The following is a 15,708-nucleotide window of genomic DNA, read 5'->3' as shown; positions in this document are numbered from 1 at the left end:
CGAGCAACCCGCCGCTCTCCACGGTCGGCCAGATCGCCGCCACCACCCGCGTCGCACCGAGGATCGCCCGCAGCGCCGACACCCCGGCGTTCAGCCCCCGCGACGGTCATCGCGGTGTGGTGGCTGTTGTAGCCGGTGGCGAACGCCGACGACAGGCCGCGCACGAACCCTGGCCACGGCTGCGACGCGGCGACACCCAACCGGCGGTAGGGGTTCGCTTCGCCGCGGGCCACGTTCGTCGCGGCGGACACGAGCCCGGAGCAGTCGAACCCGACCGGGCCGACACCACCCCAAATGTAGGGTTTCCCCTTCTGTTGGTTGAGGAACCCGACCACCCGTGCTGTGACGGCGTTGAGCTGGGACCCGGTGTTGGCGACGATCCCGCCTTGGGCGTAGCCGGGCAGGTACCCGGCGGCTTGCATGGCTTCGCCTTCGCCGGCGCGGAGGGCGTCGAGGAACGGCCGCACCTTCTTCGTGATCGCCGCGGGGATCACGTATTCACCGTTGGACAAGCGGGCCTGGATGGAGTCGCTGGTGCTCGATCCCGGGCCGGACACGTAGCCGCCGGTGGCGAACGGCACCCCGACCGGCGCGACCGGCCGGTTCAACGCGAACTGCGCGTTCAGGCTGTTCCACGCTGCGATCAGCCCGGCGTTGATGGGGCCGTGCAGCACCGCCCGGATCGGGTCCGCCGCTGCGGCCCACACCCTGCCGTACTGGGTGACAGCCCATTCGGCGGTGAACGACATCGCGTCGCGCACACCGGCGAGACCGGTGTTGAGGGAGTTGAACGCGCCGATCTGCGCGTTGGTCGACCCCCACACGCTGTTCTGCATCCCGAGCCACGCCGCCGTGACCCCACCGTGCAACGCCCACGTCGATGCGAGCAGGGTGTTGTTCGCGTTCGGCATGAACTGCGACAGGTGCAGCTCCAGCGCCGCGAGGGACGGGATGAGCTGCGAGTCCTGCATGACCGCTTGCGCCAACAACGCTGGGACGAGCGTGCCGTTGACCATTCCCGATAGGGCTGCTGCCGCCTCGGTCAACGCCTTGACCTGCTCGGTCGGTTCGGTCAGGTCGGGGATGGTGAACGTGACCCCACCCGGCGCGGCCACAGCCGCGCCGGACGTGCTCGCGGTGGCTGTCCCGCCGTCGGCGAACCCGACCAGTCCACCTGTGGCGTACCGGTTCGCGTTGATCGCTTCCAGCAGCGGCAGGAACTTCGCCGTCGCTTTCGCGTTGATCACGTACTCGCCGTTGGACAGCCACGACAGGATCGAGTCCGAGGTGCCCGTGCCGGGACCGGCGATCAACCCGCCGGCCGCGTTGTGCAGCGGCAGAGGAGGTGCTCCCGGCACCTGCGCCGGGGGCGGCGCAGTCAGGAACTTCTGGTAGTTGTTCCACCAATCCGCGTACGCGCCGGACACCTTCCACACGCTCGCGGCGAGGTCGTCCACCCGCTTCTTTGTGTCGTCCGCGTTGGTCGGGAAGGTGAGGGTTTTCCCGTCCGGCAGCATGATGATGCTGTTCCCGAGCCCGTCGGTTGAGACGCGAGCGCCGAACGCGGCGACGTCGCTGTCCTTCAGCCCGTTCACCATCGTTTGCAGCGCAGGCGGCAACGTGCCCCCAGCCTGCTGGGACAGAATCGCCAACTGCCGGTTGATCGCTTCCGTCTGCGCCGCGGTCTGGATCGACGGGGGCAGACCAGCGGTCTGCGCATCCGACAACTGGGTCGCCGCGGTGATCGTCCCCAACATGGCTTGTTCAAGCTGGTTCTGCGCCTGCTGGGCCTGCAAACTCCCCGCGCCGTACTGACGCACCGCTGCATCAAGGTTCTGTTGCGCGGTCTGAACCTGCAACATCGCCGAGTTGTACGACACCACCCCGTTGGCCTGATCCAGCATGGCTTGACGCTGGTCACGGATCTTCTCCGTGTGCGTCTTGGTGGCCTGCTCAGCTTCCCACTGCCGGTCCTTGAGGTTGCGAACCTCGTTGGCGTAGATGCTGGTCGCCAACCTCGCCTGTTCCGACTGCGGACCATAGGTGTTGATGGCCCGGTTCATGTCGTTCTGGGCACGGGTGACGTCGGTCTGCTTGCGCTCCAGCGGGTCCATCGCCCGATACAGGTCCATCGCCTTGGCGCGGACCTCTTCCAGCGTGTCGCGGAAGAAGAACCCCGCCGGGCCCCCGTTGGACCAACCGTCGGTGAGCTGGTAGGTCTTGTCCGCCGCTTCCTGCGCCGCGTTGCCGCCTTGCAGGTACTTGGTGGCGAGGTCGTCCAGGCTCGGGGCGAACGAGGAGAACGCTGCCTGCCCGGCGGCGAGCGCGACCCCCACGAGGGGGATGTACTTCGCCGCGGACACCGCCGCGCTGCCAACCTTCCCCAGCGTGCCGGAGAAGCGGTTCGTCGTCCCGTCCGCGGCGTTCGCCGCAGCCCCGACACCGCCGATCGCCTGGCCGAGTTTCGACCCTTCGATCCGCTTCGCCACCCCAGCGGGGTTCAGTGCCGTGAACGCCGACGCGACACCGTTCGCCGCCCCACTGAGGAGCTTGAGCGCCAACACCCCCGCGATCACGTTCCCGCCGAGACCGCCCAGGAAACTGGTGAACGGTTGAATCACCGTGTTGGCCAGTTGGAGAGCGTCCGCGAGGATCGACAGACCATTGGTAAGGGCAGGAAGCCCCGCGGCGGTGAGTTGCAGGAACGTGTCAAGCAAGTCCGAGAACGTCTGCTCGAAATTCGTCGCGTTCTGCGCGTACGCGCCGGCGAACTGCCCGAACAGGGTCCCGAGCCCCCCGGACACGTCCTTGGTGATCGTGCCCAACCCCTCAAGGAGGCGGGACACCCCCGCCACGTGAGGCTGGAGCCCGTCGTAGTAGGCGCTGACCGAGTCGAACAGGTCGGACACGAGCCGTGCCGTCGAGCCTGCGAGTTGGGAGTTCTCGGCCCCGAACCTGACAAGCCGTTCGGTGACCCGCAGCATGCCGTCACCGAACGCCTCAACCACGGGGGCCGCGTTCTTGAACGTGGCTTCCAGGTTGCCCTGGAACAGGGGGTTCCGGTTCAGCTCGGCAGCCTTGAACCCGAGGTCTGAGATTTCCCGCCCGATGGTGGTGATCCCGCGCGTAGCAGGGCTCTCGATCGACGCCAGCGACGACAGGAAGTCGGTCAACCCGGGCAGGGTCGCGGTCTGGGTAGCCTTCTGGAACCGGTCCCACGCAGTGCCCATGGACAGGATCTGGTTGACGAACTGCTGCCCGACGGGGGACAGCTTCGCCATGGCCTCGGCGAACTTGTCGGTGTCTTTCGTCGCCGACGCCGCCGACGCGCCGGCGCGGGCCTGCGCATCCGCGACCCCTTGAAGGGCGCGGGCGACCTGGATCGAGGCGTCTTCTTGCGCGGCGGCGGCGTCCTGCTGTGTGCGGGACAGGTCGAGCTGCGCCTTCTGGAGCGCTTCCTGTGCGGACTGAACCCGCAGGTTCGCCGTCCGTTCCGCTTCACGCGCGGATACAACCTGCTCCGACCCGTCCACACCGGCGGCCTGGGCGGCGTTGAGGTCCTCGACGTTGCGGGTCTGATCGCGCGCCAGGTCCGAAAGCCGTTCCTGCGCCTGCGCCACCTCCAGTGCCGCCTCGCGGCGGTCCAAGTCAGCGCGGGCAGCTTCCTTTGTCACGTCGGCCAGGTGCTGCTGCGCCTGCGCCACGTTCAGCGCCGCGACCTCACGGTCCAGGTCGGTGGAGGAGGCGTCGTTGGTGACCTTCTCCAGCCGTTCCCGCGCTTGAGCCAACGCCAACTCGGCGTCACGCCGGTCCAACGCCGACGCGGTCCCGGAGTTGTTGACGTCGTCCAGGTTCTGCTGGGCGCGCGCCAACGCGATCGACGCTTCCTCTTGGGAGAGGGCGTAGTCGTCGACCGCTTCCTGCAAGTCCTGCAAGTCCCGCAGCGCCTGCTGGCGAGCACGGTGGATGGCCTGCTCCGCCCGCACCGCCTCGCGCTGCGCTTCGGCCACGTCCCGTTCTGCGGAGACCACGTTGGCCTGCGCATCCGAGATCTGCCGGGCAGACTGCTCCGCGACCCGGGCGGCGTTCCGGCGCGCGTCGTCCACCGCCTGCTGCGCGTTGCGCATCGCGATGGCCTGCGACAGGAACTGCGACGCGCTCGACCCCGCCGACTGCGCGGCCTCGTTCTGCTCGTCCTTGTACGCCGACAAGGCTTTCGCGACCCCAACAGCCGAACCGCCGATTGCGCCCAGCCCGCCGGATACCCCAGCGAGCAGCGACGGCAACGCCGAAGCGCCGACACCGATAGCGACGAACACACCAGCCGCCATCGCCTGCAACCGGGAGATGCTGGCCTGCGCCGACGACGTGTCCGCACCCACCCGGATCGTGGTGGACCGGTTGCGCTGCAACTCCCGCAACTGGGACTCGACGAGCCCCTTGTCCAGGTTCACACCGACCTTGACATCCGCGCCAGCACGGGCCGCGGCGGCCTTCACCTTCGCAGCAAGACCGGTGTCGTCGAAGACACCCTTCAGTTTGATGTCGGAGCGGGAGGTGTTGATGAACTTCCGCAGGTCGGTTCTCGCGGCTGCACCGTCGAACTTGCCGGTGATACGGACCTGCGAGTTCACCCCGGCAAGCGCTTTGGTGATCTGCGACTTCGCCGACGACGTGAAGTTCCGAGACAGAACCGGGGTGATCTCCGCTGACAGAACGTATTCAGCCACCAGAGATCACCCCGTGTTCAGTTGTCGCCCAGCACGATGTAGTCGGGTTCCTCGGGCTTGCTGCCCTCTGCGGAGTGCGCGCGGAGATAGTTGAAGTTCAGCCGCCACAGCGCGTTGAGAACACCGACGTGGATTTGGTCGTAGAAGCTGTTCTTCACTTCGCCCGCGAGGCCGCGTATGCCGAGCGCTGAGTCGGCGGGGAGGTGGCGGATCCACACGATCACCTGCCGCCGGGTGATCGTCCTCGGAGACGTGAAAAGCCCCCGGACATCGACGTGGAGGTACCGGCGTAGGTCGTACTCCAGCGCGCCGAGAGCTTCGTTGTCGTGGAGGATGCGGACCAGCCGTGCTATTCCCCCGGCTCGGTCCCTGCCGCCGCCGAAGCCGCCGCGATCCACGCGTTGATGTCCTTCAGCTTCCGCGGCTTCTTCCGCCGCCGGCCGGGGCGCTCCGGGTCGGGTTCGGTCTTGAACCGCTCGTACGCCACCTCGCCCATCAGCAGGCGCGCGAAGTCCCAGGGGCGGGCTTCCGCCTCGAACACGTCGAGGTCCCATTCATCCATGGGTTCGATGAGGTAGAACTCGCCGTCGAACTCGAACCGCACACCCGTGCCGTCGACTTCAGCCACCACCGCTTCGACAGCGGCCGGTTCCGGCGGCTCCAGATGCGGGGGTGCGGCGGCGAGACGTTCCTCGCGGCGCTTCGCGACCTCTTCCGGCAGGTCGAAGATCTCCGACTTGCTCTTGAGGACGTCCGCGGGGACGCCCCAGTCGTAGTCGACGCTCATCGCTGTCACTCCGTCGCGGTGGACTCGGCGAAGCTGTTGCCGCACACGAGGATGTCGTAGGGGGTGGGGGCGACGGAGGCGTCGGGCAGCTCACCGGAGATGGACAGGGGAACGTTCATGCCGCCCGCGCCCTTCTGCGCCGCGAGCTCCACGTCACCGGTGTTGAGGCCCTTGTACAACACGATGATCATGTCGGCGGCGTTGGACTCCCACAGCCACTGCATCCGCACTTCCTGGCCGGGCAGGGGCGGGGCCAGGCGGGCGAAGCTCGACGCGGTGGGGGTGCCGGAAACCTGCGAGGTGGCCGCGTTCAACGCGACCCGCAGGTTGGTGAGGTTCACCGTCTTCAGCTCGACTTCGAGGCCGCAGGTCTGGCCGGTGACGACGGTGGCGTGCGGGTAGTAGTACTCCGCCGACTCGTCGGTGTCGGTGTCGCTGCTGGAGGTGAACCGGGTGCCTTCGGTGGTGATCCCGACCGGCAGCCACGCGCTCGCGCCGGGCACCTGGGTGGCGGTGGTGCCCTGCACGAACGCTCCGCCCGTCACCTGCGGGGTGTAGTTGGAGGTGATGGTTCCGAGGGGCGCGACCCACAGTTTCCCGGCACCGTAGCGGCGGCGTTCCATCTTCGCGCTGGGAACGATGTTGACCATCGAGAATGCTCCTTCAGGAAGGGTTGATCACATAGGTGAAAGCCAGGACCATTCGTGATCTGGCTAGTTCCGCCGGGTCGTCCGGTATCGGGACGGGCCCGGTGAACACGGAGACATCCGCGAGGCGCACCGGGTAGAAACCGGCTTTCACAGCGAACTCGCCGAGTCCGCTGCCGTCGAAGGTCGTGTCCACCACGGTTTCGGCGATGCTGGACACGAGGTTGTAGTCGAGTCGCGCGCCCCACACGTCGACTTGGAGGTGGGGGTTGCGTTCGGGGCTGTAGATGTCCTGGGGACTGGTCACGTGTGTGACTTGCAGGTACGTGGGTTTGGTCCACGTTGTGATGTCGGGGAGTTTGGTGTCGGCGTCGGTGACGTAGTCGCCCTGCATCAACGGGAGCCGGCGCAGCCACGCGACCCCGACCATTTCGGGGGTGGGTGTGTTCACCTGCGCCTGCCGCGGGCTTGGAACTTCCGGCGCAGCGACACCCTGATGAGGGCGGGCAGCAGCCACGGCCGGGCGTGCATGCGGGAGGTGCCGAACTCCAGCCAGTACGGGACTTTTTTGCCCTCTTCGGCGTGCCCGTTGTTCCCGACCGTGAGCTTGCCGGTGAGGTTGTCCACTTCGGTGAAGGTGGAGCGTTCGGTGATGCCGGTGCGGTTGTGCCAGGGGTGGATGAGCATTTCCCGTTCGATCTCGTGGCCGAGTTCGAACATCTGCGGCAACACCGCGCGGATCGCGCCTCGTTTGGCTTGGGGGGTTTCGCGGATCGTGACTCGCACCCGCCACCACCCCCAATCAGGGCTATGCGCCCCAGGTGTCGCCCCAGTCGCGGGCACGGGTCTCGTAGGTCCACTGGCGGGCCATGTCCAGGCCCGCGGCGACACGCTCGGCGTGGAAAACAGGGTCGGTGAGGAGGCGGTGCAGCTGGTCGAACCACTGCCCCGGCCGGGAGGCGAGGAGACAGCCGTCGAGGCCTGCCATGGCCCGGTATTCCGGTGTCGGTGACGCCACCGCCGGGACCCCAGCGGCGCTGTACTCCAGCCCTTTCAACCAGCTTTTGGCGGCGTTGAAGCGGGACGGTTCGAGGGGCACGATCCCGGCGTCGAACTCGACCAGGACGCTCGGGAGCGTGCGCAGGGACACCGTGCCGAGGGTGACGAAGTCCGGTGCGGGCGGGTTCCACGCGAGTGTGGCCGTCACCCGGTGGGCGTCGGTCTCGGGGCCGACGAACGCGAACGCCGCGTCCGTCGCACGTAGCGCCCTCGCCACACCGTCGCCGCATTGCTGCAAGTCGTTGGGGTGTGCTGCGAGGGACCCGACCCACCCGACCCACGGTTGCCGTTCCCCACGCCCGACACGCTGCTGGCCGATGGTGGCTTCGGGGACGCAGTTGCGCACCACGACACCGTGGCCGTGGCTATAGAGGCCGATGAGGGCGAAGGTGGAGCAGGTCACCACACTGGCTGCGCGGCAGGCGCGGTGCAGCGGTTCAGTGGTGAACTTCCCAGCGATGCCGTGGTTCGCTGGTAGCCAGTCGAACGCGTCGTCCACGTCCACGATCACCCGGCGGCCTTCGCGCCGCCACTTCTCGATCTGGTCGGCGATCCACGCGAGGATGGGCCGGTTCGTCACCACCGTATCCGCCGTGACATGCTCCGCCCGTTCCACGACGCGTACGCCGAGAACACGGGCGGGTTCGAGGAGCCGGTAGAACGCGGACGGATCAGGGGTGTGGCACCACACCTCGACCGTCACGCGATCACCCCATGCCCGTACACCCGCACCGACGCCGCGTCGGTGTCGACCACGGCTTTCACCGTGACTTCGACCGTGGCGGGGTTGTCGTTCACAGCTGTGACCACCACACCACCGCGTGGTTCCGTCCAGCACGTGTAGCTGGTGTCCGTGAACGGCTCCGGCCAGGCGAGGACAACAGTCACCGTGTCCCCGGCGAGCATGTCGCCGAGGTCCTGCGCGGTGTGCTGGAACCGGGGTGCGGAGATGATCGGTTCGCACTGGTCATCCCCAGACAACGGGACTGCGGAGACGGTGAGCTTCGCCGGCGCACCCGCCGGGTCCCGTTCGAGGCGCAGGTAGGCACCGGCGGTGCCGTTGCACGAGTACTGGCCCTTGCCCGGAACCACGTAGGCGAGGGACCACATGGGCCCGTCCCACGTGAACTCCAGCACCACCGCCCCGACCGTGGGGTCATTCAGCACCGCAGCCACATCGGCTTGTGTCGTGTTCGCGGTGACGGGGAGGTCGACGTAGGTGCGGTCTTTCAACCGGTATGCCGCCACGTCATGCCCTCCCCGTGCCCTGGGTTGTGACCCGTTCCAGGTCGAGCACCGTGTCCGGCACCCTGCCCACCGCGACGGGGCTGGTGACGTTGGTGACGCGGAACCACTCGCCGCGTTTGGGGTCGTGGACCCGGTCCCCGATACGCACATCCACCGTGGACTGCACCCGCCCGTAGTGTTGGCGGACCACACGGGGGCTGTTGGTGGTGGGGTCCCACACGCGGGACTTGACCTCTTCGATGTTCGCCAACACCCCGGCAGCCACCCGGGCCGCTGGCGTGTTGTCTTCGATGGGGTCGCCGAACTCGGATTCGGTGGTGCCGCGGTAGAGGTCGACGGTGCGGTTCGCGAGCGCATACACCGCTGTCACACCTCCACGGGTTTCCACTCCGACCAGCCCGGTTCGTCGTCCTCCGGGTCTTCCACATCCACACTGTCGTTGGCGAGGGGGACGGCGAGGCCGCGGGACCGCAGCCACGACACCCGGGTTAGCGCCCACCGCGCGTTCCCCGACAGCCGCAAGGCTTGTGGGGCGTACTGGGTGGCCGACGACGCGGACCCGTCCGCGGTGATTTCCAGGCGTTGCGCCCAGTCCGGCTGCGACGGAAGCCACGCCGCCTGATACGCGACAGCCTTCCGCAGCCACGCCAGGTCGCGGGTGCCCATGCGTTCGGAGTCTTCGAACATGCGACCGCAGGCGATCTCGATGTGGGACTGCGCCTGAAGGATGGTCGGGTCGTCGACCTCGACTGCGGTCAGGTCGAGCACGTCCTGTTCCTGCGCCCACGCATCAACCACAGGTCACCACCAACTTGGGCTTAGAACTTGGGGTGCGGGAGACCGCGTGGCCTCCCGCACCCCAAGTGGTCAAACGACAGTGCTCGGAGCAACACCGCAGACAAGCTTCCGGATCGCCTCGGTGGCGTCAGCAGCCGACGTGAACGGTCCAGCGGCGAGCGTCTTGCTGTTCACGTTCTCGGGCCGAATCCACCAGTTGCTACCGATCTGCACCGGGTACAGCCCGGCGATCTCGTCGCTGTTGACGTAGCTTCCCTCGTTGGTCGCCCACCAGGTCACGGCGGTCAGCCGATCTCGAGGATCGCTGCCGCGCCCGGAGCGCCGAACGCGACACCCTTGCGGGCGCGGAACCGCAGCTTGTTCACGTCGTTGTCGAACCCGGTGCCCTCGGTCGAGTCCTGCCACCCCACCTGCAACCCGTAGCGGTCACCGCGGCGCAGCAGGTTCCGGTTACCCATCACCAGCAACGGGTTACCCGTCGGGTTGTCCGTGCCCGCCGCGCTCGTGCGCAGACCCATGGACCACTGGAACGGGAACCCGAACAGCGACATGCCGGTGAGGTTCGCGTTGCCGACGGCACCACCAGCACCACCCGACGAGGACTCGACGAAGATGGGGCGGCCGGTGGAGTCCTTGATACCGCGCAGGACCTGAGCGAAGAACGGGTGCGCGCCGATCACCATCGACGACGGGTCGAACCAGTTCGACTGCTCCAGCTTCCCGAGCGTCTGCGACAGCAGGTCGTAGGTGACGACCCCGCCGGAACCGGTCTTCACGATGTTCGAGTTGGCGGTGTAGCCGGTGAGAGCATCGGCCTGGGTGAGGGTGTAGTACAGGCTGTCGAACAACCACCCGTGGGTGGCCTTCGCCGCCGTCACACCGATCGCCGCGTTGTCCAGAAGCCGCGAATACGTGTCCGCGGCCTCCAGCGTCTTGGTGTCGATGATGTCCTGCGGCGAGTCCTCGATGTCCTCTTCGTCGATCTCGACGATCCCACCGATCTTGTCGACCCGCATCGTGATGGAGTCGTTCGCGTGGGTCTGCCGACCGAACGCGTCACCCTTCCCGACCCGGCCCAGCGACACACCACCGGCGCGGGGGATGTCCTTGGTGCGGGTAGTCATCGGGACAGCGTTGAACTGGTTCTCGACGAAGCTGTTGTTGCGGATGCGGAGGATGACGTTGGGGTCGGAGTCGACCGGGATCCAGCCTGCTCCGGTGAAAGTGTCGCTGTTGGCGTTCGCCATGGCAGCAGCACTCCTTCCTGAAATGGGGGAATGGGCGTGTAGCTGTGCCGTCATCCCTCACGGGCATGCGGCTAGATCCCGCAGCCCAAGAGCAGGCGTGCGGGGGTGTTACTGGTTGCGTTTCGCGGCGAGGACTCGTTCACCGATGGTTCGCGGCGTGTCGGCGGGTTCCTGGCCGCGGACGGGGACGCGAGGGACGCGGGGCTTCTCCGGCTCCGGAACCGGCTCGGGTTCGGGCTGTTTGAAGAACTCCGGGTACTCGGCCTTCAGGGTCTTCACCTGATCGTCCAGCCCGGTCACGTCGTCCCCATCGACCTCGATCTTGTCCAGGTCCAGGAACTTCGTGAGCGCCGCGATCCGCTCCGGTCGGGCCTCAGCCGCCAGCAGCGCGACCTTGGCCTCTGCCTTCACGATGCGGGGCTTGTGCTCCAGGCGTGCGGCGTCGACAGCTTCGCGGACCTTGCGTTCCTGCTCGGTCTCGTTCTGCCGCTCCAACTCTTCGAGCTTCTTCCGACGCGCGGCGGACTCGCTGTTGACTTCCTTCAGCTTCCGCTGCACCGCTTCCCACTCGTCCTTCGACGGGGGCTTCCACGAGTCCTTCGGAGGGGCCGGTTTCGGGGGCTCCGGGACTGGGGCCGTCTGGGGCTCGGGGGCCGGTGCGGGGTCGGCGGCGGGCACATCGATGTCCGGCGTCGGCGCGGGGGTCGGGTCGTTAGGGGTGGGGTCGTCAGCCATCTCGGCTTCACTCCAAAAGGGGGCGGTGCGTCACACCCCATCTCGGGGCGGGCACAGGCGAAACGCTCCCCATCTCGGGGAGCGGTGGTGAAGCCCGGGACCCACGTGGACCCCCGGGCAGGGGGTGGTGCTGCTACCGCCCGGTACGGCGGCGTATCGACGCACGCAACGTGCGCCTAGCCCGCTCCACGACATGGCCGGGTACCGTCCGGCCGCGTCGTGAGCGGGAGCGTGTAGCCACCAGCGTCAATAGCTGGCTGGCGGGGGTGGGTTGGAACGCCGGTTCGGTCGGTACAGCGTTCGGGTTCAGGAACCGCGCGGACGCCTCGTGACGGAGCCGCGTGGGCAGGTCGTCCGGGCCGGGTGGGCGGCGTGCACGCCAGATCCCCAAGCGGCAGCGACAGTGGTTGTGCGCGGGCGGCACGCGGAGGGGGATCTTCTCGCCCGCCGCGTTCAACCTGTACGGGGCAGGGCCGCGGGCACCGAACCCGCGCATCCGGAACACACCGTCCGGGCCGGGGAACGTGCCAGCGGCGGAGGCGCACCAACGGCACGCATCCGCCTCGGCCACCCAAAACACCCTCGCGCCTACGGCTGTGGCGGCGGCGAGAATGCCCTCGTTCAACTGCTTTACCACCACGGCCTTCGCCGTCGCCTCCAGCAGCCGCGAAGCGGACTGGGCGGAGGCCATGGCTTCCATGACCTGGTGCAGGGTGGCTTCGTCCAGGTCATGCACCTGTTTCGCCGCGCGCTCGATGCGGTCGAGGGCCTCGCTGCGGCCCCACGACAACCGGGACCGTGTCGACCGGTCCACGGCTTTGCGGGCCTCGACCACCACCTGGTGCGGCACACCAGCGTGTTCGAGGTCGGCCAGCATCCGCTCCGCGCTGATGCGTTCAGGGTGCGTAAGCCACGCCGCCGGCACCTGGACACCGGTCTCGCGGAAGCCCTGCACCACGCCGAGGACCCGGGCCCGTCGCGCATGCTCCAACACGGCGGCGGTGTCCGGGGCGGGGAGACCACGAAGCTTCTGCTCCAACTGGCGGGTGAACCGGTCAAACACCGGGCCCGACTGCCTCGTCTGCACTACGCCGAACAGGACACCCCACTGGGCGGTGACCCACCGCAACACCGAAGAGACAGCCGTGGTAAGGGCACTAGCGGCGACGTACGCGGCGGCCAGTTCCAGCAGCAGTGCCGCCGCGTCGTGCTGCGCCACCATCGACTGGCTCGCCGTTGGCGTCGAAGGACTCGCCGGTTCGAGGGTCGAACTGGGTGGGCTCGGGCTCTGGTTCGGGTTCGGGCTGTTGGACGGGGTCGGGTTGGAACTCGGTGTCGTCACCAGTCTCGCCCCGAATCTCATCCACGATCATCTTGAACAGCGCGTTCACCGAGCCCTCTTCGAGCACATGCGCAGACTCAGCGGGCACGAGCGAGGAGATCGCGCCCGCGAGTTTCCCGACCAGTTCGATCTTCTGCGGGACGAGCGCTTCGCCGTCCTCAAGCCACTGATCCACGGTGTCGCCGTCGTAGCCCAAATCGTCCTTGAGCGTCTGTTCCGCCGGCACTCCAGCAGCTTGTTTCTGCTGCGCCAACGCGACCTTCTCGTCCTCGTCCACCGTCTGGATCGGGGCCCACGTGATCGTCAACGTGACATCCGGGAACCCGAGCAGTTTCAGCAGGTGGGTGTATAGGGCGTCCCAGGTGGCGTCGAACGACATCTTCCGCGCGTTCGTCTTCTTGTCCAACGGGGCGTTCGCCGTGCGCAGCGCCTTCCCCGAGGGGAAGTCACCGCCGTTCGGGAACAGGTACAGCGGCGTGGACGTGTTGTACGCGCCGCGATTCAGGTAGAACTGCTGCGGATCGGTCAGGTACTTCGGGTCGGCCGGGTCGAACTGGCCGAACCCCTTCACACCCTTCTGGTACCACAGCGACCCGGGTTCAGCGGAGAAGGTTGACTTCCCCTGCCCGTCCTTGAACTCGGTGCGTTTGCCGTCCTCGGAGACAGCGAAGTCGTCCTCGTCCATCGCCGCGGCCTCGGACGTGTCACCGTCCGGTTCCATCAACGCGTACCGAAGCGGGGTCGCGGTGTAGTCCACCCCGGCCATGTGCGCGATCGTCAGCTTGTTCAGCTTGTCCTGGGTCGGGTAGAACTTGAAGTGCTCCGGCACCCCATACTCACCCGGCAGGGTGGTGGTGAAGTGGAACACGGGGAACCCGAACTCGTGTTCCTCCTCTGCCGCTTCACCCTCAGCCTCGTACGGTTCGAAATCCTTGTCGGAGGTGGCGCGGCCACCGTCCTGCTTCGACACGTACCGCTCGATCCGCGCCGGACCGTCCTCGGTCTCAGGCGGGTAGTACAGGTTGACCCGGACCCGCTTGTCCTTCGCCCACCGCTGGATCGCCAGACGGGGTTTCATCGGGTTCTCGGGGTCGTACAGGACCCGCATGGTGCGCGGCGAGTGGTAGGTGACGTCGAAGTCCCCGGTGGCTTCACCGTTGGCGTCCGCGGCGGGCCACACCATCATGTAGGCGTCGCCGTACTCCAACGCCTTGCGCATCACGTGGGGGCGGACGAGCGGCATCTTGTTGCGCTCGTCCTGCGCCTCCAACGCCTCCGTGGCCTTGTCGTTGTCGGTGGTGATGGAGGTGATCTCCAGCTTGTCAGCCACCGCGGAAATGACCACGTCACCCAGCACGTCGGTGAAGCTGACCTGCTTGTTCTTCAAGATCCGCTTCAACCTGGGTGAGGCGAACACCTCGCTGATCGGGCCGTGCGCATACGCCTTCGCTTTCGCGTAGGCGGGGGTGGCGTCCTGCATGGACTTGAGGGCATCCCCAAGGTCAGACACGGGACCCCCTCAGGGTTTCTAGGCGTAGGCGATCGACTTCGGCTCGGACTTCGGGGGCTTACGGTCGTCCTTCAGGAACACGGTCACCCCGGTACCGGTGGCGTCGATCAGGTCGTCGAAACCCGCCAACGGAAACTTGATCATTTGGGCTTCGAGGGCCTGCAAGCGTTTCGCGTGCACCACCCGGCCACGCTGGTACTTGTTCAACAGCGACCCGGCGCGGACTTCCTTGTGCACCGTCTGGTGCACCGTCCGCACAGGTACCGGCAGCCCGTGCAGGATCGCTTTCCAGGTGTCCCCACCCTGGTTCGTTTCGACGATCACCCCACTGATATCGGGATACTCGTCGAGGATCGCCAACACCCGCGCCCGCAGGGCCTCGCCCGGCGGGATGCGCACCTGCCACGCGTCCCGGATCACACACAGATCCTCAGGACGCGAATAGCCGACAACGACGAGCGCGGTGTAGTCACTCTTCTCCTTCGCCGTGACAGCCGGGTCGATCGACAGAAGGCAGTGCGTGAGGGCCACATCGTCGCGGTACTTGAAGTCGGAGCCCTGCCAGAAGGCGGAATCCGCGGCCATCGGATCGTTGCGGTACTGGGACTGGAAGTCACGCGTGTGCCGCACCGTGTTGATCCACGACATCGGGTACCGCTCGGGCCACACGCTACGTTCGGTGCCGTCATCGGCGGTTTGGATGATGTCGTAGTAGCGGGGCACGAACCGTTTGTCGTCCACCCAGTCGGGGTACTGTTCGCCGCGCTGTTTCGCCGCGATGTCGTCGATGATCGCCCCGGGCATCGCGACCGTGCCGGCCAGTGTGACGGAGGCGAGGTTGTTCATCGGCAGGATCCCTGCCGTCATGGTCGCGAGTCGGGATTCCTTCATCGTCGGGCTGTAGTTGCCCTCGGTGCCTTCGATGTCGTCCAGCACCACGTGGTCGGGTCGTTTGGTGCCGACCTTCAACCCGAGGACGGCGGAGTCGATGCCGCGCGCGGCGAACACGAACCCGGACTTCGCGACGTACATGTTCTGCGAGTCCGCCACAGACGCACCGGTGGGGCGTTTCGCGGGCTTGCACAGGTCGGGAAAGTCGGCGCGGATAAGCTGGTTGTTCTCCAACTCCCGTTTGAACGTACCGAGGTGTTCCTCCGCCTGGGTGGCCGAGTTGGCGAACGCGGCGATGAACGAACGGTGCCCGTGGGCGGCGAGCCACATCGGGATGATCGTGAACCACCAGGTCGACTTGCCCAAGCCACGTGGCGCGATGATGGCGTCTCGCAGGTCGCCGGGTTCGAAGTCGCTGATGGGCCGTACGTAGCGGCGGGCGAGTTCTCCCCAGTGGATGTGCGCTTCGCTCAGCGACAGTTGGTTGTGGGTTTCCTCGGCCCGTAGGTGCCCGATGAGGTAGGTGATCCCGAACAACACCGGGTCCAGGCGGGTGAGGATGCGGCGGCCTTCGGGGTCGGCGAGGACCCGTTCGTCGATGGACGCGAGGTAGCGGTCGAGGTTGAAGGGCCGGGGGTAGTACGGCAGGGGCTCCACCTCGCACCCCCCGGGCATGCGAAAGCCCCACCACAAGGGGTGGGGCTAGTTCTCGCG

General features: G+C 67.2%; 15 protein-coding genes and 1 pseudogene. All 16 read right to left on the bottom strand.

Annotated features, from left to right (window positions below; genetic code table 11):
* Nucleotides 1–4,730, bottom strand: a pseudogene (locus ABZ215_RS25240) (hypothetical protein); the annotation flags it as partial.
* 17 nt (nt 4,731–4,747) lie between these two features.
* Entirely contained in the window at nt 4,748–5,128 is a 381-nt protein-coding gene (locus tag ABZ215_RS25235) for a hypothetical protein (RefSeq protein ID WP_354952106.1), read from the bottom strand.
* Nucleotides 5,080–5,517: a hypothetical protein gene (locus tag ABZ215_RS25230; protein ID WP_354952104.1), complete on the bottom strand. Its 438-nt coding sequence runs from the start codon at nt 5,515–5,517 to the stop codon at nt 5,080–5,082. The genes ABZ215_RS25235 and ABZ215_RS25230 overlap by 49 nt, the downstream gene beginning before the upstream one ends.
* Before the next feature lie 5 nt (nt 5,518–5,522).
* On the bottom strand, nt 5,523–6,167 hold the full coding sequence (locus tag ABZ215_RS25225) for a hypothetical protein (protein WP_354952102.1): 645 nt from the start codon (nt 6,165–6,167) through the stop codon (nt 5,523–5,525).
* 13 nt (nt 6,168–6,180) lie between these two features.
* On the bottom strand, nt 6,181–6,615 hold the full coding sequence (locus ABZ215_RS25220) for a hypothetical protein (protein WP_354952100.1): 435 nt from the start codon (nt 6,613–6,615) through the stop codon (nt 6,181–6,183).
* Complete coding sequence (locus ABZ215_RS25215; RefSeq protein WP_354952098.1) at nt 6,612–6,950, bottom strand: hypothetical protein; 339 nt, start codon at nt 6,948–6,950, stop codon at nt 6,612–6,614. The genes ABZ215_RS25220 and ABZ215_RS25215 overlap by 4 nt, the downstream gene beginning before the upstream one ends.
* A gap of 22 nt (nt 6,951–6,972) precedes the next feature.
* Nucleotides 6,973–7,926, bottom strand: coding sequence for a glycosyltransferase (locus ABZ215_RS25210; RefSeq protein WP_354952096.1), 954 nt, complete (start codon nt 7,924–7,926; stop codon nt 6,973–6,975).
* The gene (locus ABZ215_RS25205) at nt 7,923–8,471 is read right to left on the bottom strand and encodes a hypothetical protein (RefSeq protein WP_354952094.1); all 549 of its coding nucleotides are present in this window, start codon (nt 8,469–8,471) and stop codon (nt 7,923–7,925) included. Before ABZ215_RS25205 ends, ABZ215_RS25210 begins: the two co-directional genes overlap by 4 nt.
* A 1-nt stretch (nt 8,472) precedes the next feature.
* Entirely contained in the window at nt 8,473–8,832 is a 360-nt protein-coding gene (locus tag ABZ215_RS25200) for a hypothetical protein (protein WP_354952092.1), read from the bottom strand.
* Between the two features lie 5 nt (nt 8,833–8,837).
* A complete protein-coding gene (locus ABZ215_RS25195) occupies nt 8,838–9,239 on the bottom strand; it encodes a hypothetical protein (protein WP_354952090.1) in 402 nt (133 codons plus the stop codon).
* Between the two features lie 99 nt (nt 9,240–9,338).
* Entirely contained in the window at nt 9,339–9,548 is a 210-nt protein-coding gene (locus tag ABZ215_RS25190; RefSeq protein ID WP_354952089.1) for a hypothetical protein, read from the bottom strand.
* A gap of 5 nt (nt 9,549–9,553) precedes the next feature.
* Complete coding sequence (locus ABZ215_RS25185; RefSeq protein WP_354952087.1) at nt 9,554–10,516, bottom strand: phage major capsid protein; 963 nt, start codon at nt 10,514–10,516, stop codon at nt 9,554–9,556.
* Between the two features lie 108 nt (nt 10,517–10,624).
* Nucleotides 10,625–11,251, bottom strand: a complete 627-nt coding sequence (locus ABZ215_RS25180; protein ID WP_354952085.1) for a phage scaffolding protein — start codon at nt 11,249–11,251, stop codon at nt 10,625–10,627.
* 133 nt (nt 11,252–11,384) lie between these two features.
* Nucleotides 11,385–12,473: a hypothetical protein gene (locus ABZ215_RS25175; protein ID WP_354952083.1), complete on the bottom strand. Its 1,089-nt coding sequence runs from the start codon at nt 12,471–12,473 to the stop codon at nt 11,385–11,387.
* Nucleotides 12,409–14,103, bottom strand: coding sequence for a phage portal protein (locus ABZ215_RS25170; protein WP_354952081.1), 1,695 nt, complete (start codon nt 14,101–14,103; stop codon nt 12,409–12,411). The genes ABZ215_RS25175 and ABZ215_RS25170 overlap by 65 nt, the downstream gene beginning before the upstream one ends.
* 18 nt (nt 14,104–14,121) lie before the next feature.
* Nucleotides 14,122–15,651, bottom strand: coding sequence for a hypothetical protein (locus ABZ215_RS25165; RefSeq protein ID WP_354952079.1), 1,530 nt, complete (start codon nt 15,649–15,651; stop codon nt 14,122–14,124).
* Nucleotides 15,652–15,708: the final 57 nt, after the last annotated feature.

Source organism: Amycolatopsis sp. NPDC006131, from assembly GCF_040614175.1.
GTDB lineage: Bacteria > Actinomycetota > Actinomycetes > Mycobacteriales > Pseudonocardiaceae > Amycolatopsis_E > Amycolatopsis_E tucumanensis.
Note: the sequence above shows the minus strand (reverse complement) of the source record. Positions and strands in the feature narration are given on the sequence as shown.